We start from the raw sequence: 22,365 nt of genomic DNA on the forward strand, positions 1-22,365 counted from the left end.
AATCAGATACTTCATTTATTTGGACATTGTGCAAGTAATGGAGGTGAAGATTATGACGTTAATTCATATCGAAAATGCCAGTAAGTATTATACGATGGGCGAGGAAACGATTAAAGCATTAGATGATGTCTCGTTAGATATTGATCATGGAGAGTTCGTGGCCATCATGGGACCATCAGGTTCCGGCAAATCCACGCTGATGAACATCATCGGGTGTTTGGATGTTGTAGATAAAGGAATTTATGACCTGGATGGTCAAGCAATAAACGTGCTTAAGGATTCTCAGCTTGCTGAGATTCGTAATCAAAAGATTGGTTTCGTTTTTCAAAGCTTCAACTTGCTGCCTAGATTAAGTGCCTATGAGAATGTGGAGTTGCCTTTGATCTATCGGGGAATGAGCAAAAAGGAAAGAGAGCCGCTCGTTTTACATGCACTGGAAGCGGTGGACTTGCTGGATCGTAAGAAGCATTTTCCATCAGAGTTATCTGGCGGACAGCAGCAGCGTGTTGCGATTGCGAGAACGTTGGCAGGAGATCCTCCGATCATTTTGGCGGATGAGCCTACGGGAGCATTAGATTCGAAGACGGGTGTGGAGATCTTAAACATTTTAAAGAGATTAAATGCACAAGATCGGACGATTATTTTGATTACGCATGACTCATTGATTGCGCAGCAGGCGAAGCGGATTGTGCGGTTTCGGGATGGGCGGTTGAATGAAGTTGTTTAGTGTTTATGAGACCGGAACTCCAAATAGGGGGTTCCGGTTTATTTTATTTTCAATGAACGGTTCGTGGTGTTCAGAGAAAATAGTGAAGATATTTAGCTATTCCAGCTTGCACTTACATTACTATAAAGGAGCCATTCCTTTAATGAAGTAATTTGAGCTTTTAAAGAAAAAAGCGCCTCTAGTATACTGGGAAACGTTCCGGCAAGAACTAAACCCACATACGAAAAGAGGCACTCAGTATGAAGCATAAGATGAAACAGAAACAAAATGGTTGTGGTGCAAGAATATAAATGGATAGCAAATATCGAGAAATTGTGATTTAACTATGCCACTATACCAAATATTATATTGAGCCATTCAACAGCAGATAGGACAGACGAAATGAACTTCTAAACATCACTGAAGTACGTGGTGATGTGAATGGGGCGCATGACTTACGTTAATTTATGTTGTCGACCACATTGATTTATGCTATATTTACGTGGCTGGCAACAAAATATGGTTGTTAGGACTGAATTCCAATTAGAATCATGAAGGAGCGGACAGTTATGATTAAAATATTACAATCTCATCAAAGTCCAACAATGGGAAGAGGCGGCCCCTTTCAAATTAGACGTATGAGACCAGGCAAGGTATACGGGGTACCGGCATTTGATCCTGCTTTCGGGCCGCTTAGCGTTATTGACCATGCCACTCTTAGAGCAAATAACATGGTCCCTATGCATGAACACCTCAACGATGAAATCCTGACCTATCTTATCAGCGGCAAGGTCACTCATGAAGATTCAATGGGTGTTACGGAGAACATTACACGCAGACGCTTAATGTTGATGAATGCCGGAAGCGGCTTTTCCCACGAAGAAACGAATTCGGGCGAAGACCTTGAAGGTTTGCAAATTTTTGTCAGGCCTAGAGATAAGGATTTACCGCCGGGTGTTCAATTCTACGATCGTCCGGTTGATTATACCAATGGCACATGGCAGCTGGTGGCTGGACCGGAAGCTTCCGATGCCCCTCTTAAATTTCGCAATCAAGTCCTGGTATTCGATATCCACACGGATGCAGGAGCAGAACTTGAAGTACCCGTTGCTGAGGGAATGAGCCCCTTTGTATACGTGATGAACGGAACGGTTCAAGTGGGTAATACTACCCTTCAGAAAGGGGATGCTTTTACGGTTACAGAACTTGAAATGCCCATAATGAGAACATTAAGTCAAGCGATAATCGTCGCTTTCTTGTCGGATTTAAATGCAGCAGCCTCGAAATCAGGTACGATCAGCGGGGGGAGGTAATTATGGACCGCTTGTGGACAAAGCCATTTTTTCTTATGACTATAGGAATGCTTTTTCTGTTTACCAGTTTTTATTTGCTGGTTCCGACACTGCCTCTTTTTATTAAACAGTTAGGCGGTAGCGAATCGCAGATTGGACTGGCCGTGGGAATGTTTACGCTGTCTGCCGTTATTTTTCGTCCGATTGTCGGAGGATTGCTGGATCGGTACGGCAGGCGTCCGTTTATTGTCTCGGGGCTGCTATTCTTTGGTTTGTCGATGTATTTATATGGCTGGGTAGGCGGCATCGTGGTTTTGATGGCATTACGGGTGCTTCATGGAGCAAGCTGGGCTTTCTCCACAACAGCTGTAGGAACGGCGATTACGGACATTATTCCGCCCTCGCGCCGTGGAGAAGGCTTGGGTTGGTTTGGTATGGCGATGACCGTGGCGATGGCGATTGGTCCATTGCTGGGAATCTGGGTCCTGTGGAACTATTCTTTCAACGGCCTGTTCCTTTTCGGTACGATCCTTTCTGCGGCAGCAATGCTTTTGGCACTTATGACAAAAACGCCGTTTCAACCGAAAGCTGCCGCAGGGCGAATCGATTTTATTGAAAAATCGATTTTATCCATCATGGCTGCGATCTTTTTTATGGCCGTCGCTTATGGCGGAATTATTACATTTTTGCCGCTCTTTGCGGAATCGGTCAAGGTTAATCCAGGCACTTTCTTTTTGGTGTACGCAGCAACGCTTACTATAATCCGGCCGATTACGGGAAAACTTTCAGATCGCTATGGCGAGGTATTTGTGGTTGTACCGGCTCTTACGGTTACAATTGCAGCCTTGCTGGTATTAAGCTTGTCAAATGGTTTATACGGCATGATTGCCTCATCGGTTTTATTTGGAATTGGAATCGGCTCAGCACAACCAGCTCTTCAATCAGCAACCTTGAGCCTTGTACGTCCTAACCGGGCAGGGGCAGCAAATGCTTCTTTCATGACGGCATTTGACCTGGGAATCGGGCTTGGCGCGATCATGCTCGGATGGGTGTCTCAATACACGGGGTATCAGGTCTTGTTCCTTGTCGCTGCCGCTTCAGTAGCGATCTCCTTGCTCATATTCACAGTCTTCGTGAGCCGTTTATTGAGATATCGGACGGCTAATTAGGGTATTGGCGTTAACGGTTCTCGCAATGACCGGAATTAAATTTCCCCAGAAGCGACAAGATTATTCGCTTCACATTCAATTAAATGTTGCCAACCACATAAAGTTATGATATATTTATGTTGCCAACCACATAAAGTTTGTTGCCGGCAATATATTATTTACGAGGAGTGTTAACAATGGAAAAAATATGGAATCCTATTAAAATTGGACGTATGGAGCTTTCTCATCGTCTAGCAATGGCACCAATGACTCGGGGACGGGCTCTGCCTGACGGGACACCTGGAGAGTTCACACCCCTTTATTACAAGCAGCGCGCCTCATTGGGTTTGTTAATCAGCGAAGGTACGCAGCCATCTGATGATGGGCAAGGGTATTTGTTTACCCCTGGCATTTACACAGATGCACACATTGCCGGGTGGCGTGAAGTCGCTAATCAAGTACATGATGCAGGCGGTCATCTATTCATTCAATTGATGCATGTGGGTCGTATGTCACACCCGGACAACACTCCTCATCATCGGCAGCCTGTTGCTCCTTCTGCAATTGCACCTGCACCTGATGTTCAAATGTATACTTTAGCAGGACTTCAGGAAATTCCAGTTCCTCGTGAGTTGAGCATTGAAGATATCAAAGCAACCGTCGAGGATTTTCGCAAAGCAGCTGCCGCAGCCATTCAGGCGGGTGCTGACGGAGTAGAGATTCATGGGGCGAACGGATATCTCATTCAACAATTTATTGCGGAGAATGCGAACATACGGACTGATGGATACGGAGGGTCCATTGAAAACCGCGCCCGGTTTGCCATAGAGGTGGCAAAAGCAGTGGTGGAAGAAATCGGCGCAGACCGTACAGGGTTCCGCATCTCTCCTGGCGTACCGTTGGGTGGTCTTGATGAAGGTCCGAATGGTACTGAGTTATATGAATACCTGGTATCTGAGCTGGCAACACTAAATCTAGCATATCTTCACATCGTACATGTCGGAAACGAAGATCTTTTGCGCAAAATCCGATCGGCATGGCCAACGGCTCTGTTGGTAAACCGTGCTGGCAGACCGCTTGAAAATATTACAATCGACATCGACGAAGGACTTGCTGATATTGCGCCTATCGGGTCTTGGGCTTTGGCTAATCCTGATTTCATTGAACGATTTAAAGCCGGTGCCTCGCTAAATGAACCGGATCGTGCTACGCTCTATGCAGGAGGCAGCCTAGGGTACACCGATTATCCGACGCTTGCTGAACAGGATAAAGCTTAAGAAAGTTGTGGATATCTATGAAACAAGAAAAGAAACTTCCCGATAATGAATTACCCGAAGTAGAGTTTGGCGCAGAGAAGCAATTTCCGATCAGCTTCTCGATCTTTGCTCTTGGGCGTTCGCATCGCGCACTGGCTTCCCAATTGATTCGCGAGACAGGCCTCTTTCCGGGACAAGAAATCATTCTCATGCAGCTGTTCCAGCAGGACGGCCAGTCGCAGAACTCCCTTGGCAGGACCTTGCGTCTGGATCACTCAACCATTGCAAAATCTGTCCGCAGGCTGGAAGAGGCGGGATTGATTACCCGCAACCGTTCAGACGAAGATGGCCGTGTTACTATTGTGTCCCTTACCGAGGCTGGTCGTGGATTTGAATCTAAACTTCTAGAAGCTTGGAGTATACTGGAGAGAGTCACGATAGAGAACCTTTCAGAACAAGAAAAAGAACTATTAATAAATTTATCAAGAAAAGTAGCTGCTCAAATAGACACTGCTTTAAAATAATCTTTGGGAGAGATACAAATGACTGAATCCTTAATGAAAGCTATTCAAGTCGGTAAGTACGGCGGACCGGATGTTTTGAAACTCGAAGAAATTAAACGCCCTAAACCGCTTGCTGGAGAAGTTCTTGTCAAAGTTGCTTACGCTGCAGCTATTCCTCTAGACTGGAAGATCCGTAACGGTTGGCTGAAAGAGATATTTATTAAAACATTGCCTTATACTCCTGGAACAGCTGTTTCGGGTATCGTTGAAGCCGTCGGCGAAGGCGTAACCGGTTTTCAGCAAGGCGATCGCGTTTTTGGAAATGTAAATGGAGGCTACTCAGAATATGGCATTGCCCCGGCAAATGATTTGGTTCACATGCCGGAAAACTTGAACTTTGAGGATGCGGCAACTATTAAAGGCGGTGCAGAATCGGCTTGGAAGGTATTATTTTCGGAAGGCGAATTAGAAGCCGGTCAAACGGTACTCATTCACGCTGCCGCTGGCGGAGTAGGACAATTTGCTGTACAGTTGGCTAAGTGGAAAGGCGCTAAGGTTATTGCTACTGCCTCAACCGCCAATCTGGATTTTGTAAAGTCATTGGGTGCGGACCTGGTCATTGATTACACCACCACACCATTTGAGGAGAAAGTCAAGGACGTAGATTTAGTCATCGAATCGGTTGGGGGAAATAACGAGGATCGATCATGGTCTGTTCTGAAACGTGGCGGAAAACTGGTCTCCTTGACGCAGCCCCCATCTGCTGAAAAGGCCGAACAGTATGGAGTCACAGCTAAGTTTAATTCGAAGTTTCCAACCTCCGAGGATTTGCAAGTCATTGCTCAATTACTTGCCAACGGAACATTAAAAGCAGAGATTGATTCAATATTTCCATTAAGCGAAACGAAGAAGGCTCATGAGAAAAGTGAATCAAGACATGGCCGAGGAAGAATTTTGCTTAAGGTTAATTCATTTTGAAGCTGCGAGGTTAGGTTTAAAAATAGAGAACTATTCAAACAAGCCCCTTTTATGGAGACCGCTGCAAAAGTATTGGTTTGGAAAAAGCTAAATGCGAAACGAGCCCTAGAAGCGATTCTAGAGGCTCGTTTTTAATATGGTTTTATCATCCTTTCGAAGACAAATCTGACCACTGAGAAGAATAAACTGAACGCCAAGATAGCCCAAGCTGAAAAGTCACTAGCGGCTGCTGAACATGAACGGTCACAGACGTACGACTATAGCCGTGTGGCTTCTGCAGATCGTACACGGTACGTGACTTAGTCTTGACCTGGTACAGACCTTACCGAACCGATGTCCGTGAAGCTGAGCTGAAGCAATGGGACAGAAATCTACGATAGTATAGGGGAGACATATAATGAATATAAGGGTTGATCAGCAAAATGATTCTAAGGTAGCCATTGTAGAAAGTTTCGATATATTAATCCGAAATGTCCAGGATGCTTTGGACTTAATGGTGTCCATTATACTGGGTGATTTTTTTATAATGAAAAATATATGGTGGGGTTACAGATTGTAGACTTTTACCCAGATGAAAAATTCATTAGACAAGTTCAAGGGTTAACGAGATTCCAAAAAAAACAATTAAAACAAAACACTTAGATTGTGACACAATCCATAAGACTTGACGATCGACGGAAGTTTAAGATAAAAATTAATGATGATGATTCTGCCGCCAATTTGATTGGCAGTCTTTTTGTTGCAACTTGTAATATTATAATTTCATTAAGTGCACGGATACACCCATTCATATGGTCTATGAGCATTGTTAAATATATTAATTACATGTATAGATGAATTTCGTACTATAGTTGATCTATGGATAGCACGCAAAAATATAAGCGTTTAAGAATCACAAGTTTAATTTACATCTAAATTTTAATTGGAGATATGTGAAAGGAGAGATTAAATTGATGCACTATTACTTTTCTGAAGAAGTTCATATTTTTTGGGATGATGTGATTGAAGCTGTTGTAATTCGTTGGAATTCTTTAGTTAGGGATGAGGAGTTCCGATTGCCCCTAAATAAAGTAATTGAACTGGCAATTTTAAAAAATGCAAAAAAAGTATTGTTTGATAAAAGTCCTAGACTAGTTTTGTCAGATGACAAAAAATGGTTTTCTGAAGAGTGGCTTCCAAAACTTCTAAATGCAGGTATTCAATATACGGCTACTGTTGCGCCAGAGAATTCACTTCCTAGCAACGACATAAGTCAAGCGATTGGAAAAGAGTCAACTAAATTACGCTACCATGAATTCGAGGATATACACAATGCGGTTGGTTGGTTATCAGGAATATCAGCTTGATATATTCATTGATCTATTGAACCATTTCAATAAACTTGTTAACCGCATTGGAAATCGGCATGTTGCGCATTATCATAATTCCTACATGTGACGGGGGTATTGGCACATCTAATTGAATCTCGAAGAGTGTTCCTTCTTCCAGCTCTTTCGATACGAATTCCCTGGTCACGTAAGAGATTCCGAGTCCTTTCCGCGCTAACTCAATGAGAAGATCCACACTTCCAACTTCGATTTCGGGTTTGAGGTGATGACCATAGCTTTGAAATAGTTCCGTAATAGCCATTCGAGCCCGGCTATTTCGAGAGAATAGAATAATTGGGTATTGAAGCAACATATCCAAGGATAGAACAACACCTTGAAGCTCGGAATAAAGCGATCCTGCTACAAAGCAATCTTGAAGTTGAAAGCTTTCCCTTACTTCAAGTTGAGAATCTGAGATCGGCATACGAACAACGCCTAAATCAATTTCTCCTTCTTTTAAAAGAGCAATGATCTCTGGGGTTGTTCCGTGATTAAGATGAAGTTTGATGCCTGGATACTGTTTATGAAAGTTTTCCAAGTATTGAAGAATGTAATGCTTGAACAGTGAATCGCTTCCGCCGATTCGCAGTTCACCACTGTCTAGATTTTTAAGGGCAGCCATTTGTTTTTCAGCCAGAGAGATTAAGAGTTGGGACTTTTCTATATAAGAATAAAGGACTTCACCTTCTTGAGTGAGGATAACGCCTTTGGAATTACGATTAAACAAGGTAATACCAAAGCTGTCTTCCAGTTGTTTGATGGCGTGGCTGACGCTCGGTTGGGTGAGGTACAAGACTTTGGCAGCCTGAGTCAAACTGCCGGTCTTTGCTGCCCAATAAAACACTTTATACAATTCGTAATTATTGTTCATAAAATTTGGATTATAGCTCCTATATAGATTTAATGGGCATAAGAAACATTATAGTAGAGCTTTGATAAAAGAACCAGCGAAGGAGAGATTAAATTGGAGCCAGCAACGTTTGTTTTATTTGGAGCTACAGGGGATTTAGCCAAAAGGAAGATTTACCCTGCCTTATACCAATTGTTCATCGATCAGAAATTACCTCCAAACTTTTCTTTGATTGGGCTTGGAAGAAAAGAAGTATCTCATGAGTCATTTCAGGCAAATGTAGAGAAATCTCTTATTACTTTCTCCCCAAATGAAGTGAAAGATGCCGATGTTATGAAAAAATTCTTGCGTGCATTCCGTTATCATGTACTTGATGTTGATCGCAAAGAAGATTACTCGAAGCTACTAAGATTAGTTGAAGAGCGGGAAGCGGAGCTTAACATAACCCCGAACCGTATGTTTTATTTGTCTGTTGGACCTGAGTTTTTTGAAACGATCGCGGCCAATATTCATGAAAGCGGCCTTGGTTCAGCGAATGGTTGGAAGCGTCTAGTGATTGAGAAGCCATTCGGCCGCGACTTGTTATCTGCAAGACAATTGAATCACAAGTTGAACCAAGCATTCAATGAGACTGAAATATATCGTATTGATCACTACTTAGGTAAACCTATGGTCCAGCAAATGGGGCAACTGCTTCACACTGCTCTTACGGAGCAAGATTTTAAGACACGAAAAATTGCCAGTGTACAAATTTCCGCAAACGAAACACTAGGTGTGGAAGAAAGAGCTGGATACTATGATCATGCAGGCGCCATCCGTGATATGTTCCAGAATCATATGCTTCAATTACTTATGATGTTAACAATCGAGTTGCCGAACCGAAGCTCGGTAGAAGACGTTGGAAAGCTTAAAAAGAAGGTCATGAAGTCATTAGAGCCGCTTAATAAAATGGATGTTTCTGACCATATTGTTCGTGGTCAATATGGGGCAGGGGAGATAAAAGGAGAGAAAGTTGTCGGTTATTCAAATGAGCCGGGAATAGACTTAGACTCTCAAAATGATACTTTCATTGCTGCCAGACTACAAATCAATGACCCGTTCTGGAAGGACACTCCCATCTATATTCGAACAGGAAAGCGACTGAAAGAGAAAGCCACAAGAATCGTAATCGAGTTTAAATCTGAAGGTCCCTTAAAGGATCTTTTGATCATAGAGATTGGTCCCAAAGAAGGCATTTTCTATCAAAAAAGTCAGATAAGTAAGGAGCATTCAGATGAAAATGTACCTGTTCGAAGCCAACTTAGCATCATGAACGACGGTGCGAAGGATGCTTATGAAATACTCATCCACGATGCGTTAACAGGTGATAAAACGTACTTTGCACATTGGGATGAAGTGGAATTGTCATGGGAATGGGTACAGCCAATATTAGACGCTTATAGAGATAACCTAATACCGCTTCACATCTATCCAGCAGGAACGTACGGTCCTCATGCATCCGATACATTGCTTGAGAAAGACGGCTCCCATTGGTGGTTAGATTCCAAAAACGTATCGAAAAACAATGAAACAAAAGGAGAGAACTATACTTATGAATACAACACTTGATCAATTATCAGTGGACACGATTCGCACTTTATCTATTGATGCTATCAATAAGGCGAATTCGGGACATCCTGGCTTGCCAATGGGAGCTGCCCCGATGGCCTACACGTTATGGGCAAAACATCTGAAGCATAATCCCGTACACGCCAAATGGTTTAATCGCGACCGCTTCGTTTTGTCCGCGGGACATGGCTCTGCGTTACTCTATAGCATGTTGCATTTGTCTGGTTATAAAGTGTCCATGGATGATCTAAAACAATTTCGTAAACTTGAAAGTAAAACGCCAGGCCATCCGGAATATGGTCATACAGATGGCGTCGACGCAACAACGGGTCCTCTAGGACAAGGAATTGCGATGGCTGTTGGGATGGCGATGGCTGAAGCTCATTTGGCTTCGAAATTTAACAAAGATACTTTCCCGGTTGTTGATCATTATACGTATGCACTTGTTGGAGACGGCTGCCTGATGGAAGGTATCTCGTATGAAGCAATGTCGATGGCTGGGCATATGAAGCTGGATAAATTGATCGTTTTATACGATTCCAATGATATTTCTCTAGACGGAGCGTTGAACGTCTCCTATTCAGATAACGCAAAGTTACGAGCAGAGTCTGCGAATTGGCAGTACTTAAGAGTTGAGGATGGCAATGACATCGCTGAAATTACGAAAGCGATCGATTTAGCTAAGAAAGATGCCACGCGGCCTACCTTAATCGAAATAAGGACGATCATTGGCTACGGAAGTCCCAAGGTTGCAGGAACGAATAAAGCACATGGTAACCCACTTGGATTGGAAGAAGCCCAAGCGACGAAGGCATTCTATGGCTGGGAGCATGATGAATTTACGGTGCCGGAGGACGTTCAAGCTCACTTTGAAAATTTGAAACTTCTCGGACAAGCCAAGGAAGCAGAATGGAATCAATTGTTAGTTTCATATAAAACGTCTTATCCAGAGCTTGGCCTTGAACTTGAGAATGCTATACATGGTAAGGTTCTGATCGAAGCATCCGACATACTGACGTTCGATGATTCGAAAGCCATTTCCACTCGTGTAGCTAGCGGGAACGCGATCAATCATTTCATGAAACGTGTGCCGTCCTTATTCGGAGGTAGCGCCGATTTATCGCATTCCACGATGACGGATATCAATGGTGAAAAAATCTTCGGTGTGGAATCCTATGAAGGACGAAATGTGTATTTCGGCGTACGTGAGCACGCAATGGGTGCAGCGGGCAACGGTATGGCCTTACACGGAGGAGTTATCCCATTTGTAAGTACCTTCTTCGTCTTTAGCGATTATTTGCGACCATCCATTCGCTTGGCTGCATTACAGAAACTTCCGGTCATTTATGTCTTCACGCATGATTCGATTGCTGTCGGTGAAGATGGCCCGACGCATGAACCAGTCGAGCACTTGGCTGCACTTAGGACAATTCCGGGCCTAACCGTTATTCGGCCAAGTGACGCTAACGAGACAGCAAGTGCTTGGGCGTATGCATTGCAGAACAAGAATGGGCCTGTAGCTCTTGTTCTAAGTAGACAAAACCTTCCGGTTTACAATGCGACGAAAGAAAATCTAGAAGAAGTGAAGAAGGGAGCGTATATCTTAACAGAAACTGATGCGCATCCGAATCTTATTCTCATCGCAACCGGTTCGGAAGTTTCCCTGGCTGTGAATGCGAAAAGCGAGTTAGAGAAGGGTCATGTATCTGTCAGAGTCGTTGCCATGCCTAGTATGGAACTCTTTAACCAGCAGCCAGCCACCTATAAAGAAACCGTTCTTCCTTCTTCCGTAACTAAACGCCTATCAATTGAAGCTGGAATTTCAATGGGTTGGGAACGCTATGTAGGTACGCAAGGCCAAATGATCGCTATAAATACATTTGGGGCATCGGGGGCAGGACCTGAAGTCATGGCATATTTCGGTTTCTCCGTAGAAAATGTCGTCCGAATATCGAAGGATCTACTCGGATCATCATTGTAAATCGTAAAGAATGACCTGAATCGTAATTCTAAAACTAAATTCAATTTATGGAGGTAATTTAAAATGAAACTTTTCATCGACAGCGCGAATGTAGTGGATATCAAAAAAGCTTATAAAGTGGGTGTTCTAGCAGGAGTAACAACGAATCCATCCCTGGTGGCCAAAGAAGGTGTGAAATTTGAGGATCGCATTGAAGAGATTTTGAAATTGGTACCTGACGTCGAATCCGTTTCCGCCGAGGTTACGCCGGATGCAGTTACAGCTGAGGAAATGATTGCTCAAGCGGAAGAACTTATCAAAATTAATAATAACGATAAGAACATTACAATTAAGTTGCCAATGACGTTGGATGGATTAGAAGCATGCCGTTACTTAACCAAGAAAGGTGTTAAAACGAACGTGACCTTGATCTTTACCGTGAATCAAGCCTTACTGGCTGCACGAGCAGGCGCCACTTATGTTTCCCCGTTCTTAGGTCGACTCGATGATATATCGGAAGACGGCGTACAATTAGTGGTCAAGATTGCTGAGCTATTCCGAGTCCACAATCTAGATGCCCAAATCATTGCCGCGTCTGTCCGTCATCCTGATCATGTCACACGCGTAGCCATGGCAGGAGCGCATATCGCAACGGTACCTTTCAGTGTAATTGAACAAATTTCGAAACATCCATTAACGGATCAAGGGCTTGAGAAATTCGCGGCAGATTGGAAAAAAGCTGTTAAAAGCTGAGTACTGAGTGGACATAAGATTATTTGGGGAGGAACAAACATGGCTATTAAATTTGATTATTCCAATGCGTTACCTTTCATGCAAGAGCATGAAGTCGATTATTTTAAGGATTTCGTAAAAACAGCCCACGAATTGCTGCATGAGAAGAAGGGACCTGGCTCCGATTATCTAGGTTGGGTGGACTTACCGCTTCAGTATGATAAGGAAGAATTTTCGAGAATCAAGGATGCTGCCCAAAGAATCCGTGGCAACTCTGATGCATTGATTGTCATAGGAATCGGAGGCTCCTATCTAGGAGCCAGATCTGCCATCGAAGCGCTATCCCATTCGTTTCATAATCAGATGAAGGGGAATACCCAAGTGTATTTTGCTGGGCAAAACATTAGTTCAACTTACATCTCTGATTTATTAGAAATGCTGGCAGACAAGGATGTTTCTTTGAATGTCATTTCGAAATCGGGGACAACGACGGAACCGGCCATCGCATTTCGTATTTTGCGCGAATATATGGAAAAGAAATATGGAAAAGAAGAAGCCAATAAACGTATTTATGTAACCACTGATAAATCGAAAGGTGCATTAAAAAAACTTGCCGATGAAGAAGGTTATGAAACCTTTGTTATTCCTGATGATGTAGGCGGACGCTATTCCGTGCTTACAGCAGTAGGTCTGCTTCCCATTGCTGCCGCGGGGATCAACATCGATCAAATGATGGCAGGCGCCGCAGCCGCAGCCGAGAAATACAATAATGCCGATCTATCTACCAATGAGAGCTATCAATATGCCGCTGTTCGAAATGCTCTTTACCGCAAAGGAAAAACCATTGAATTGTTGGCTAATTTTGAACCCTCTTTGCACTATGTATCCGAGTGGTGGAAGCAGTTATTCGGTGAAAGTGAGGGTAAAGATCAGAAGGGTCTATATCCGGCATCTGTGGATTTCTCGACTGATTTGCATTCGATGGGACAGTATGTTCAAGAAGGCCGGCGCGATCTCATCGAGACCATGCTTTTGGTGAGAAAGCCGCGGGTTGAGTGGACCATTCAAGAGGACTCAAGCAATTTGGATGGACTGAATTTTGTTGCCGGTATGACAATGGATGAAGTCAACAAAAAAGCAGCTGAGGGCACAAGACTCGCTCACGTTGACGGAGGCGTGCCTAATCTGATTGTAGAGATAGATGCTCTAAACGAATTTACGTACGGTGAAATGGTGTATTTCTTCGAGAAGGCCTGTGCCATCAGTGGCATTCTGCTTGGGGTGAACCCATTCGATCAGCCAGGCGTGGAAGCTTACAAAACAAACATGTTTGCACTGCTCGGCAAGCCTGGATTTGAAGCACATAAAGATGAGCTTATCAAACGTTTAACAAATACATCTGGTAAATAACAGGGAGGTAATGACAATGAAAAAACAGCAAATTGGTGTAGTTGGTCTTGCCGTAATGGGTAAAAACTTAGCATTGAATATTGAAAGTAAAGGTTTCTCGGTAGCTGTTTATAATCGTTCACCAGAGAAAACGAATGAGCTGACTGCGGAGGCGCAAGGAAAGAATTTTGTCGGTACGTTTAGTATCGAAGAATTTGTCCAATCGTTAGAGACACCGCGTAAAATACTCATCATGGTAAAAGCGGGCAAACCGACAGACGATACTATTGATCAGCTTGTACCTTATCTGAGTCAGGGAGATATATTGATCGACGGTGGCAACGCCTTTTTCCCTGATACGCAAAGAAGAAATAAAGATTTGCAAGCGAAAGGATTCCGCTTTATCGGTGCTGGCGTATCAGGCGGTGAAGAGGGAGCCCTGAACGGTCCTTCAATTATGCCTGGGGGGCAAAAAGACGCTTATGAACTGGTCGAGCCAATCTTGACTGCTATTTCGGCAAAAGTGAACGGCGATCCGTGCTCAACTTATATCGGAGCAGATGGCGCTGGTCATTATGTCAAAATGGTACACAACGGTATCGAATACGGTGATATGCAGCTTATTGGCGAAGCCTATCACTTGTTAAAAGATGTACTGAACTTAAATACAACCGAATTACATGAGATTTTCTCCGAATGGAATAATGGCGAGTTGGATAGTTATCTGATCGAAATCACGGCTGATATTTTCGCGAAGACGGATCCGGAAACAGGAAAACCGATGGTAGATGTCATTCTCGATTCGGCAGGACAAAAAGGAACCGGAAAATGGACAAGTCAAAGTGCTTTAGATTTGGGCGTACCCTTGTCTATCATTACCGAATCCGTGTTCGCACGTTTCATTTCGGCTATGAAAGAAGAACGTGTAGCCGCGAGCAAACGCCTCACTGGCCCAGCGGCATCCAGCTACGACGGAGATCCTAAGGAATTCATCGAAGCCGTTCGCAAAGCTTTGTACACCAGTAAAATTGCTTCTTATGCGCAAGGTTTTGCCCAAATGAGAGCTGCTTCCGATGAATACAAATGGGATTTGAATTATGGCAGCATTGCGATGATTTTCCGTGGCGGATGTATTATCCGTGCAAGATTTTTGCAAAATATTAAAAATGCTTATGACAGAGACCCAGCTCTTAAAAACTTGTTGTTAGATGAATATTTCGGTGAAATCGTAAAAAACTATCAGGATGCTTGGAGAAAAGTGATTTCGGTGGCTGTAACGAGTGGGATTCCGGTTCCAGGTTTTGCTTCCGCTTTAGCATATTATGATAGCTATCGCACAGAGAGACTTCCAGCAAATTTACTTCAGGCACAAAGAGATTATTTTGGGGCTCATACGTTCGAGCGGATTGATAAAAAGGGAAGTTTTCATTTCCAATGGATCGGAAATAACGAATAACAAATAACAAATAACAAATAGATATAAATAATAGCCACTTAAGTGATTACTTTTATGTTCAAACGATTGTAGTCACGTGGTGGTTATTTGTCTAAACCGAATGACATCAAATTAAATAGTGATCATACTATATATATCTATAAAGCATCACAAGTTTTTCAACTTAAGTTTATCATTGCTAAATCCACTGGAAAAGTAGATCATATTTCTGTTTATTAATTCGGTAGATTCCGCCAATAACATGGCTGGTTAACAATTAGACCAGTAAGACTCTGTTTGCGTATAGTGGACATTGAAAAGCCTTCTACAACAAGCTGGCACCGGTATTCTGCCAGTTTCAGCTTGTTTAGTTTTCGTTGAGCTCGATCTTCATTATAAAATGGATTCAACCCACCAACGTGTACCAGAAATATTATTGTTAAATATGGTGAAGGACTTATGGGGGAATTAGGTCTTTCAATCACACTTTATGAACAATAGCTTCTACAGGCAGAGCATATAAATATAAAGACCATTCAACCGCTCTCCTTCAATAACATAAAAATCTTGCCCTGAAAGAAATCTTCTTTCAGGGTTTTTCTTTTGGTGTGGCTACCCACTACCGAATGAACCCAGTATTTAATCAATAACATGCTTAGCCAACGTATAACATAACATTGCGAGTAAGTATTGCAAGGTTTTCTTTTTGTCCGCCGCAGTATCACTAACAACGCAAATCAGCGCTAGAAAGATACTAGCGGCTAACCTTTCAATTAACAAACCTGACCGATTCAGAACTCTTCTGCTACGTTGAATGCGTAACTGTTAATCAGCATCAACACAACAATTGAGAGAGAGCGGAGGGACGTTTCTGTTTGTCAGGATTCATGCAGGGCTTCCCCTGTCATTTAGATGAAATCTATGTTTCATGTAAGGATGAAAATAAAGAAGCTGTGTTGGGTTGCTGTGCATGGGGGTGTTTGTTGGAAAAGCGAATATTATTGATTTTATCTACCCCTTGTGAATTTACTTTAGAGGATGTTGAAGCACTCGCTGAAGGTGGAGTTTACCTTGCTATGAGTACAGAAGGAAAGTTCTTTACAAAAGAAGCATCTATAGCAAGTAAGGCTGCTAATGCTTGTAACTGTTTTACTGGGAGACGAAGGTTCAAACAGACGAAGGGGAGAAGATTATCAGGACATCAAAGTCGGAGATAAGGTTCTCTCAAAGGATGAAGAAACTGGCGAAGTGGCTTACAAAGAGATTACGGCGACGTTCAATCACGAAACGGATGAGATATACAGCATCCATGTGGGCGGTCAGACGATTGAATCGACCTTCAATCATCCGTTCTATGTTAAGGATAAGGGATGGACGTTCGTCAAAGAACTAAAACACGAGTATTTCTGGAGGAACTCCTTTCACACAATAAAAATTACCTAAACGTCAGTTGGGTTAAAAAAATTATGCATAATATAAATAACGTAGAGATTTAGACGAGATTAAACTAACAGGAACGATAGTTCAACACCAAAACGGCTGCCGCGGGGCAGCTGTCATTGCGCTAACGGGCAGATTACCGCAACAAATTCATTGTAATGACGTATAGGGTATAATTGGAAACGACGGTCTTTTAGATAGGAGGAGGAGGCATGAATACAAGAAGAAAATTATTTGCAGTTACTTTAGTATTAGTAGCCATGCTTATAATGTTCTACAGGTATTACAGTTTAAAGTATACCGAGCAAGCCATCTTAGATAACGTTACAAGCCGTGATGGATACACATTGGTTAATCAACAAGAACAAGTACCAATAGAGGTATTTATTAAACCTGAGTGGATTCCATTTAAACCAAATGAGCAAAAAGAATTAAATGAGAAGCTTCTTGAAACACACAACACAACTATTCTTCTAAACAATGTATGGAACAGAGGCAATGACATTTACTTTAGTTTTCATGCAGAATTTAACATGAAATATAAGGCGGGAGAATTTTTGTATAATGGAATTTTTAATGAAGATGGTACTATCTCATCTCCATCACCAGGAGAAATAACTATTTATGATAAGGATAGAAACAAGATACCATTAGGACAGCAAGGTATCGGGCCAGGTGCTGATTTTTCTTTTGGCATACAACCTCTAGACCAAAAACGTATTCAAAATGGATTTTATATAAAGTACACAGGATACAACTTGTATAACTATTCGAAGAAGTGAATTGGTGTAAAGACAGGAAGATTCATTCAACTAACGGGAAACGATAGTTGAGGAGCTTGCTTTGGGCAGCTCCATTTTCGTTTATTGAAGTAACGGGCAGGATACTTTCAACGCTTTTGCATTTACAAACACAACACCCCACTGGTAATATTAAACAAATGCAATGATGTGAAGAGTAAACAAGGCGTACTTATACAGAGAGCTCCGGCTGCTGAAAAGGAGTAAAGTATACCTTGTTGAACCAAGTCACTGAGCATCACATCGGAACCTGAATTGGCTCTCAGGAGGTGGTGTGACAGGAGCTCCTGTTACAGAGCTAGAGTATAAGCATGGAGTGTCATGCCGTACTCGATAAGGCTAATCTGATGACGGTTTAGCAAACTGGGGTGGCACCACGACGAATCTCGTCCCCAAGACATTGTTCTTGGAGGTGGGATTCTTTTTGTTTCTCTGAACAGTTAAAAAAATCATGATTTCATTCAAGCAGAATGAAGTTTATTCTTGAGAGGAGAAATATATACGATGATGAAAGCTTATTGGAGATATTTCTTATATATCATGAATCACAAACTCAACGTTTTGATCGAATGTTGGAAGGAAGGCTTGTACATCCAGGGAGTTATTCATGATTTTTCGAAATTTTCACCGGCTGAGTTTTTTCCCTACGCAAAGAAATTTTATTCCGGAAAACCTTTGGACTTGGATGAGGAGCTGAATTGGAAATATGCTTGGCTTCGTCACCAGCGTAAGAATAAGCATCATTGGGAGTATTGGGTTATTAACCCCAACACAAAAGAGGCATTGCCCATGCCAAAGAAGTATGTAATTGAAATGGTATGTGACTGGCGTTCCTTTTCAAGAAAATGGGGAAAAAAAGTAAAAGATTCTACTCTAAACCTTACAGATAGCATAGTAGTCCATCCGGAAACGAAAAGAGAGCTTGAACTTATGACATCCCCTCAACGAACTGATAGACCGTTGAACTAACGGAAAACGATAGTTTAATATCGAAAGGGCTACCGTGTGGCAGCCCTTTCTCCGCTAACAGGCAGTAATTTTAAACAATTCTGTTGACTCCAATCTGAGGTGGGAGTTTAGTTTTTCCAATTTATCATTAGGGGTTATAAAATGTCAGTTAAAAATTATACGTTTCATAAAGAAATACCTCAAAATAAGAGTGTGAATTTTCAACTTTTCTTACCACATGATTATGAATCAAAAACAGAAAATAAGTATCCATTAATGTTATTTCTCCACGGTATTAAAAAACGTGGAGAGGATATTCGTATGCTAGATGGTTACGGGCTGACTTGGATTGCAGAAAGCAAACAAGATTTCCCTTTTATTGTTGTTAGCCCACAATGCCCATCCGATTCTAATTGGGGGTTGGAATATCACTCGATGATAGATTTGGTTAATGAAATCATAATTAATTATCGAATTGATTCTGACAAGATATTTGTTACAGGATTTAGTATGGGTGGAAATGGTACATGGGATTTCGCTTCAAGATCACCAGAACTATTTGCTGCTGCAGTTCCAATTTCAGGGTATTTCGATACGGATAAGGCTATGTTACTAAAAGATGTACCTATATGGGCTTTTCATTGTGAAGACGACGATATTGTCCCTGTTTCAAGAACAAAGGATATGGTTAAGGCTTTAATAGGTATTGGCGGGAATGTAAAATTTACTTATTATCATGGACTAAAGCATAATCATCGAGTAATGCACGAAACATTCAATAATACAGATTTATATAATTGGTTGTTGAATCATAAAAGAAAAATATGATCATTGGTGATTAAACTCCCTCGGTATGATTTAAAATCCTCACGCAAGCTCGTCTATTCGCAGGATTTCATCCTTAAGATTTCTATGATGAATGAAAGATAGCGAGATACATTAGGACGTGTCGTTAAAAAGGCATGCGGGAACAGAGGTGGAGGTTATTCACCCAATTCATTCCAAATGCTGCACGTATTCTCCACGGTGCCCTTAGCGATTTTCACTCCCATGTCTCAACGGGTCAAGCGCCCTATCATTCCTTCGTCACATCTAACTAAGGGGTGGAGGTCGGTCTTTCTAACGGAATGGGTCGGAGCCCTTTTGTTTAACGTATCCCGATACTCCGTGGACGGAGAACGATAGTGTAATTAACCAGGGAACAGTTCGCCGCGACCGGCAGATTGTTCTCATTTTCTTGTAAAATAACTGGCAGGATAGTTTAGCAATAATTAATCCTTATCAACTACCACAGTAACACGACATGTTATAGTAGTCATGGATACAAATACCAGTTGATGGGGTGAAGACGTTGAGCGAACAAAATATCTTTACTATTGATTGTAGGGATGTCTACCTTAGAGAGTACATAATTGATGATCTGGATCAATTTCATTCTTTAACATGGCAACCTGAAATACATGAATACTTGCCTGGTTGGAACGTATCTAAAGAACAACGGAAAGATTGGTTAATGGATTATGAAATACCTGGAAACAAACAGTTTCTAAATACCGTATCCGAAGGTGGGGTCATAGGTGAGCTTCGTCTTCGTTTGGGAATCATATTGAAAGCATCGGGAGATTTTATCGGTTGGTGCTGTACAGGAATTAAAGAGGAATTGCCGACTCCAAACCGAGAAATTATGTTTGCAATCTCAAATGATCATAGAGGCAAAGGTTATACCACGCAAGCTACAGAAGGGTTAACCAAGTATTTATTTGAGAATACGAACGTTGAGATGCTCAATGCGATTGCTCTTATACGGAACGTACCGTCAAATAGAGTGATACAAAAATGCGGGTTTATTTTTCAAGGCGTTATCGAGTTAGATAACGAGAGATATAATTATTACAAGCTTGGTAAAAGTGAGTGGGCAGTTAAGGTGTAGTTCGTTAAGCTAACGGATACTGATAGTGGAGGAGCTTGCAGCGATGCAGCTCCTCCTCTTTCATTAAAGTAACGGGCAGGGCGCGCCTAGCCAAGCTAGGCACAACTTACTGATGCAAGTTCAGTCGGGGTAAGGACCAAGCCGCCCCGTAGCTAGCAGGCAGACGTCGGCGAAATCCGGCGGCTGAAGCCCTGTGAAAAGTCGCGCTTTGCGCGATGAAGCAAATCTGCAGGCCGTAATGAAAATGAATCCTACCGCATCGTGAAACTGAACCCGAAAGGGACAAGAGGGAGCCGAGCCACGTCTGCCCCGGCGAAGGCCATGGAACGCGCGAAGAACTTGGAATGCAGCGTAGAAGAACCCTCCGGTGTAAAGGGATCGGCATGTAGAGACAGTTGTGTCTGGAACTAGGGAGACCCTCCCCCGCACGAAGTTTTTTTTCGTAACGAGCAAACTTATAAGCCTCAAAGGTGAAGTGGTAAGCTGCGGGAAGGGAGTCGGAGGGGGCCATATTACCAAAGATCCGGCGGACAACATAACCCCGGGGAGGGAAGGGCGCCGAAAGGCAATACCCCACTTCGTTTACGGGATATTAAGGAGGTAAGAGCAAGTGAATGCCGAATACACGGCTAACGCCACCAGTGAAAACGCTCGACAACTCCAAAATACCCTCTATCTTGCGGCTAAGGAGAACCCAAAGCGTAAGTTTCATGCACTGTACGACAAAGTATTCCGAAAAGATATCTTGCAAGAAGCATGGACAAGAGTGAAAACCAATCGTGGTAGTGCCGGTATTGACGGACAAACGATTAAATTCATCGTTCGAGAGATTGGCGAAGAATCCTTCATCGAAGAGATCAGGCAACAGCTAATGAATGGGGAATACCGACCGTCTCCGGTTAAACGGAAAGAGATTCCGAAGCCGGACGGTAAGACACGTCCCTTGGGTATTCCAACAGTCCGTGACCGGACTGTTCAGATGGCAACCAAACTGGTAATCGAAGGCATATTCGAAGCAGATTTTAAAGATTGCTCTTACGGATTTCGCCCCAAACGGTCGGCTCACCACGCTATAAAGAGCATCCGAGAAAGCATCAATTGGGGCGTCATCAACTGGGTGGTCGACGTAGATATAACAGGCTACTTCGATAATATCTCCCACAGCAAGCTGATGAAACTGGTCGAAGAACGCATCTGCGACAGGCGCATACTGAAGTTAATTAGACAGTGGCTTGAAGCAGGTGTAATGAAGGATGGCATATGGAAAAAAAACGGAGATCGGAAGCCCACAAGGCGGCGTAATATCTCCTCTTCTGGCCAATATTTATCTCAATTACCTTGATACGATATGGGAAAAACGGTTTTCCCATCTCGGAAAGCTGATAAGGTATGCGGACGATCTAGTCATTCTATGTCGATACAAACCGCAGGCGCTAGAATCGATTCAGACACTTAAAGCGATCTTTGGGAAACTGGAATTGACCATGAACACTTCTAAATCAAAGCTAGTGAGTCTATGGAAGAACCAGGACGGATTCGACTTCCTTGGCTTTCATCATCGGAAGATGCCTTACCTTCATAAAACCGGGACAAAGCATCGACTTCGAAGCTTTCCATCGAAGAAAGCAATGAAGAAGATGCGCACTCGTGTGAAGGAAGAAACGGCATCCAGAGGCCTGTTAAACTGTCAGTTAAATATGATGGTCAAGCTGCTGAACCCAATGATTCAAGGATGGCGCAACTATTATGCTCATCAGGATGTAGATCGAAGTATGGCAAACCGTTTCCTTGGGAAAGTGGACTGGTACATCCTGAGGAGATTGAGACTGTTCTGGAATAACAAACATAGGAAGCGCAAGCGGAATTGGTCGGAGATGCAGATTCTGCTTCAACGTGCAGGATTGAAAACAGTATGCTCATGGAAAAACCGTAATGCCCTAGATGAAGAACGTCGGAAAGCCGTATGCGGGAAAACCGCAAGTACGGTTTGATGAGGAGGGGCTGGGAAATCCAGTCCTTTACT

General features: G+C 42.7%; 21 protein-coding genes and 1 other annotated feature. Of the genes, 20 read left to right on the forward strand and 1 reads right to left on the reverse strand.

From position 1 onward, the window contains the following. The first annotated feature begins 52 nt into the window (after positions 1-52). The 7 genes from QFZ81_RS05000 (at position 53) to QFZ81_RS05030 (ending at position 7,229) form a co-directional block, all read left to right on the forward strand. Entirely contained in the window at positions 53-727 is a 675-nt protein-coding gene (locus QFZ81_RS05000; RefSeq protein WP_307601707.1) for an ABC transporter ATP-binding protein, read from the forward strand. A 548-nt stretch (positions 728-1,275) separates the two neighbouring features. Next, the gene (locus tag QFZ81_RS05005; protein WP_307601708.1) at positions 1,276-2,019 is read left to right on the forward strand and encodes a pirin family protein; all 744 of its coding nucleotides are present in this window, start codon (positions 1,276-1,278) and stop codon (positions 2,017-2,019) included. Positions 2,020-2,021: 2 nt separating this feature from the next. After that, positions 2,022-3,167, forward strand: a complete 1,146-nt coding sequence (locus tag QFZ81_RS05010) for an MFS transporter (RefSeq protein WP_307601710.1) — start codon at positions 2,022-2,024, stop codon at positions 3,165-3,167. 176 nt (positions 3,168-3,343) lie between these two features. Then, positions 3,344-4,423: an alkene reductase gene (locus QFZ81_RS05015; protein WP_307601711.1), complete on the forward strand. Its 1,080-nt coding sequence runs from the start codon at positions 3,344-3,346 to the stop codon at positions 4,421-4,423. 17 nt (positions 4,424-4,440) lie between these two features. After that, entirely contained in the window at positions 4,441-4,926 is a 486-nt protein-coding gene (locus QFZ81_RS05020; protein WP_307601713.1) for a MarR family winged helix-turn-helix transcriptional regulator, read from the forward strand. Between the two features lie 18 nt (positions 4,927-4,944). Further along, positions 4,945-5,883, forward strand: a complete 939-nt coding sequence (locus QFZ81_RS05025) for an NADP-dependent oxidoreductase (RefSeq protein WP_307601715.1) — start codon at positions 4,945-4,947, stop codon at positions 5,881-5,883. A 950-nt stretch (positions 5,884-6,833) separates the two neighbouring features. Then, positions 6,834-7,229 carry a hypothetical protein gene (locus QFZ81_RS05030; RefSeq protein WP_307601717.1) on the forward strand — a complete coding sequence of 132 codons (396 nt, stop codon included), beginning with the start codon at positions 6,834-6,836 and terminating at the stop codon, positions 7,227-7,229. Between the two features lie 13 nt (positions 7,230-7,242). Here QFZ81_RS05030 and QFZ81_RS05035 read toward each other — a convergent pair whose 3' ends face one another. Continuing rightward, entirely contained in the window at positions 7,243-8,121 is an 879-nt protein-coding gene (locus QFZ81_RS05035; RefSeq protein WP_307601719.1) for a LysR family transcriptional regulator, read from the reverse strand. A gap of 93 nt (positions 8,122-8,214) precedes the next feature. Between QFZ81_RS05035 and zwf the strand changes: the two genes are divergently transcribed. The 13 genes from zwf (at position 8,215) to QFZ81_RS37575 (ending at position 22,333) form a co-directional block, all read left to right on the forward strand. Then, the gene (gene zwf / locus QFZ81_RS05040; protein ID WP_307601721.1) at positions 8,215-9,708 is read left to right on the forward strand and encodes a glucose-6-phosphate dehydrogenase; all 1,494 of its coding nucleotides are present in this window, start codon (positions 8,215-8,217) and stop codon (positions 9,706-9,708) included. Further along, positions 9,692-11,689: a transketolase gene (gene tkt / locus QFZ81_RS05045; RefSeq protein ID WP_307601723.1), complete on the forward strand. Its 1,998-nt coding sequence runs from the start codon at positions 9,692-9,694 to the stop codon at positions 11,687-11,689. Before zwf ends, tkt begins: the two co-directional genes overlap by 17 nt. Positions 11,690-11,752: 63 nt before the next feature. Further along, positions 11,753-12,421, forward strand: a complete 669-nt coding sequence (gene fsa, locus QFZ81_RS05050; RefSeq protein WP_307601725.1) for a fructose-6-phosphate aldolase — start codon at positions 11,753-11,755, stop codon at positions 12,419-12,421. A gap of 39 nt (positions 12,422-12,460) precedes the next feature. Then, on the forward strand, positions 12,461-13,810 hold the full coding sequence (locus QFZ81_RS05055; protein ID WP_307601727.1) for a glucose-6-phosphate isomerase: 1,350 nt from the start codon (positions 12,461-12,463) through the stop codon (positions 13,808-13,810). 16 nt (positions 13,811-13,826) lie between these two features. Next, positions 13,827-15,245, forward strand: coding sequence for an NADP-dependent phosphogluconate dehydrogenase (gene gndA / locus QFZ81_RS05060; protein ID WP_307601729.1), 1,419 nt, complete (start codon positions 13,827-13,829; stop codon positions 15,243-15,245). 87 nt (positions 15,246-15,332) lie between these two features. Further along, on the forward strand, positions 15,333-15,464 hold the full coding sequence (locus tag QFZ81_RS05065) for a DUF4309 domain-containing protein (protein WP_307601731.1): 132 nt from the start codon (positions 15,333-15,335) through the stop codon (positions 15,462-15,464). Positions 15,465-16,358: 894 nt separating this feature from the next. Beyond that, positions 16,359-16,667, forward strand: a complete 309-nt coding sequence (locus QFZ81_RS05070; protein ID WP_307601733.1) for a polymorphic toxin-type HINT domain-containing protein — start codon at positions 16,359-16,361, stop codon at positions 16,665-16,667. 209 nt (positions 16,668-16,876) lie between these two features. Continuing rightward, positions 16,877-17,446: a hypothetical protein gene (locus tag QFZ81_RS05075; RefSeq protein ID WP_307601736.1), complete on the forward strand. Its 570-nt coding sequence runs from the start codon at positions 16,877-16,879 to the stop codon at positions 17,444-17,446. Positions 17,447-17,600: 154 nt separating this feature from the next. Further along, positions 17,601-17,861: a binding site (T-box leader), on the forward strand. Between the two features lie 107 nt (positions 17,862-17,968). Next, a complete protein-coding gene (locus QFZ81_RS05080; RefSeq protein ID WP_307601738.1) occupies positions 17,969-18,433 on the forward strand; it encodes a DUF5662 family protein in 465 nt (154 codons plus the stop codon). 141 nt (positions 18,434-18,574) lie between these two features. Then, positions 18,575-19,240, forward strand: a complete 666-nt coding sequence (locus tag QFZ81_RS05085) for a carboxylesterase family protein (RefSeq protein ID WP_307601740.1) — start codon at positions 18,575-18,577, stop codon at positions 19,238-19,240. 523 nt (positions 19,241-19,763) lie between these two features. Beyond that, positions 19,764-20,342 (forward strand): GNAT family N-acetyltransferase, encoded by a 579-nt coding sequence (locus tag QFZ81_RS05090; protein ID WP_307601742.1) that lies wholly within the window; start codon positions 19,764-19,766, stop codon positions 20,340-20,342. 610 nt (positions 20,343-20,952) lie between these two features. Continuing rightward, positions 20,953-21,684: a reverse transcriptase domain-containing protein gene (locus QFZ81_RS37570; RefSeq protein ID WP_307601743.1), complete on the forward strand. Its 732-nt coding sequence runs from the start codon at positions 20,953-20,955 to the stop codon at positions 21,682-21,684. Next, on the forward strand, positions 21,596-22,333 hold the full coding sequence (locus QFZ81_RS37575; RefSeq protein ID WP_307601745.1) for a reverse transcriptase domain-containing protein: 738 nt from the start codon (positions 21,596-21,598) through the stop codon (positions 22,331-22,333). Before QFZ81_RS37570 ends, QFZ81_RS37575 begins: the two co-directional genes overlap by 89 nt. Positions 22,334-22,365: the final 32 nt, after the last annotated feature.

The organism is Paenibacillus sp. V4I9 (genome assembly GCF_030817295.1).
Lineage (GTDB): Bacteria > Bacillota > Bacilli > Paenibacillales > NBRC-103111 > Paenibacillus_E.

Coding starts and splice junctions, on each gene's coding strand:
- QFZ81_RS05000 (WP_307601707.1), top strand. CDS start 53: ATGACGTTAATTCATATCGAAAATGCCAGTAAGTATTATACGATGGGC.
- QFZ81_RS05005 (WP_307601708.1), top strand. CDS start 1,276: ATGATTAAAATATTACAATCTCATCAAAGTCCAACAATGGGAAGAGGC.
- QFZ81_RS05010 (WP_307601710.1), top strand. CDS start 2,022: ATGGACCGCTTGTGGACAAAGCCATTTTTTCTTATGACTATAGGAATG.
- QFZ81_RS05015 (WP_307601711.1), top strand. CDS start 3,344: ATGGAAAAAATATGGAATCCTATTAAAATTGGACGTATGGAGCTTTCT.
- QFZ81_RS05020 (WP_307601713.1), top strand. CDS start 4,441: ATGAAACAAGAAAAGAAACTTCCCGATAATGAATTACCCGAAGTAGAG.
- QFZ81_RS05025 (WP_307601715.1), top strand. CDS start 4,945: ATGACTGAATCCTTAATGAAAGCTATTCAAGTCGGTAAGTACGGCGGA.
- QFZ81_RS05035 (WP_307601719.1), bottom strand. CDS start 8,121: ATGAACAATAATTACGAATTGTATAAAGTGTTTTATTGGGCAGCAAAG.
- tkt (WP_307601723.1), top strand. CDS start 9,692: ATGAATACAACACTTGATCAATTATCAGTGGACACGATTCGCACTTTA.
- fsa (WP_307601725.1), top strand. CDS start 11,753: ATGAAACTTTTCATCGACAGCGCGAATGTAGTGGATATCAAAAAAGCT.
- QFZ81_RS05055 (WP_307601727.1), top strand. CDS start 12,461: ATGGCTATTAAATTTGATTATTCCAATGCGTTACCTTTCATGCAAGAG.
- gndA (WP_307601729.1), top strand. CDS start 13,827: ATGAAAAAACAGCAAATTGGTGTAGTTGGTCTTGCCGTAATGGGTAAA.
- QFZ81_RS05070 (WP_307601733.1), top strand. CDS start 16,359: ATGCTTGTAACTGTTTTACTGGGAGACGAAGGTTCAAACAGACGAAGG.
- QFZ81_RS05075 (WP_307601736.1), top strand. CDS start 16,877: ATGAATACAAGAAGAAAATTATTTGCAGTTACTTTAGTATTAGTAGCC.
- QFZ81_RS05080 (WP_307601738.1), top strand. CDS start 17,969: ATGATGAAAGCTTATTGGAGATATTTCTTATATATCATGAATCACAAA.
- QFZ81_RS05085 (WP_307601740.1), top strand. CDS start 18,575: ATGTCAGTTAAAAATTATACGTTTCATAAAGAAATACCTCAAAATAAG.
- QFZ81_RS37575 (WP_307601745.1), top strand. CDS start 21,596: ATGGCATATGGAAAAAAAACGGAGATCGGAAGCCCACAAGGCGGCGTA.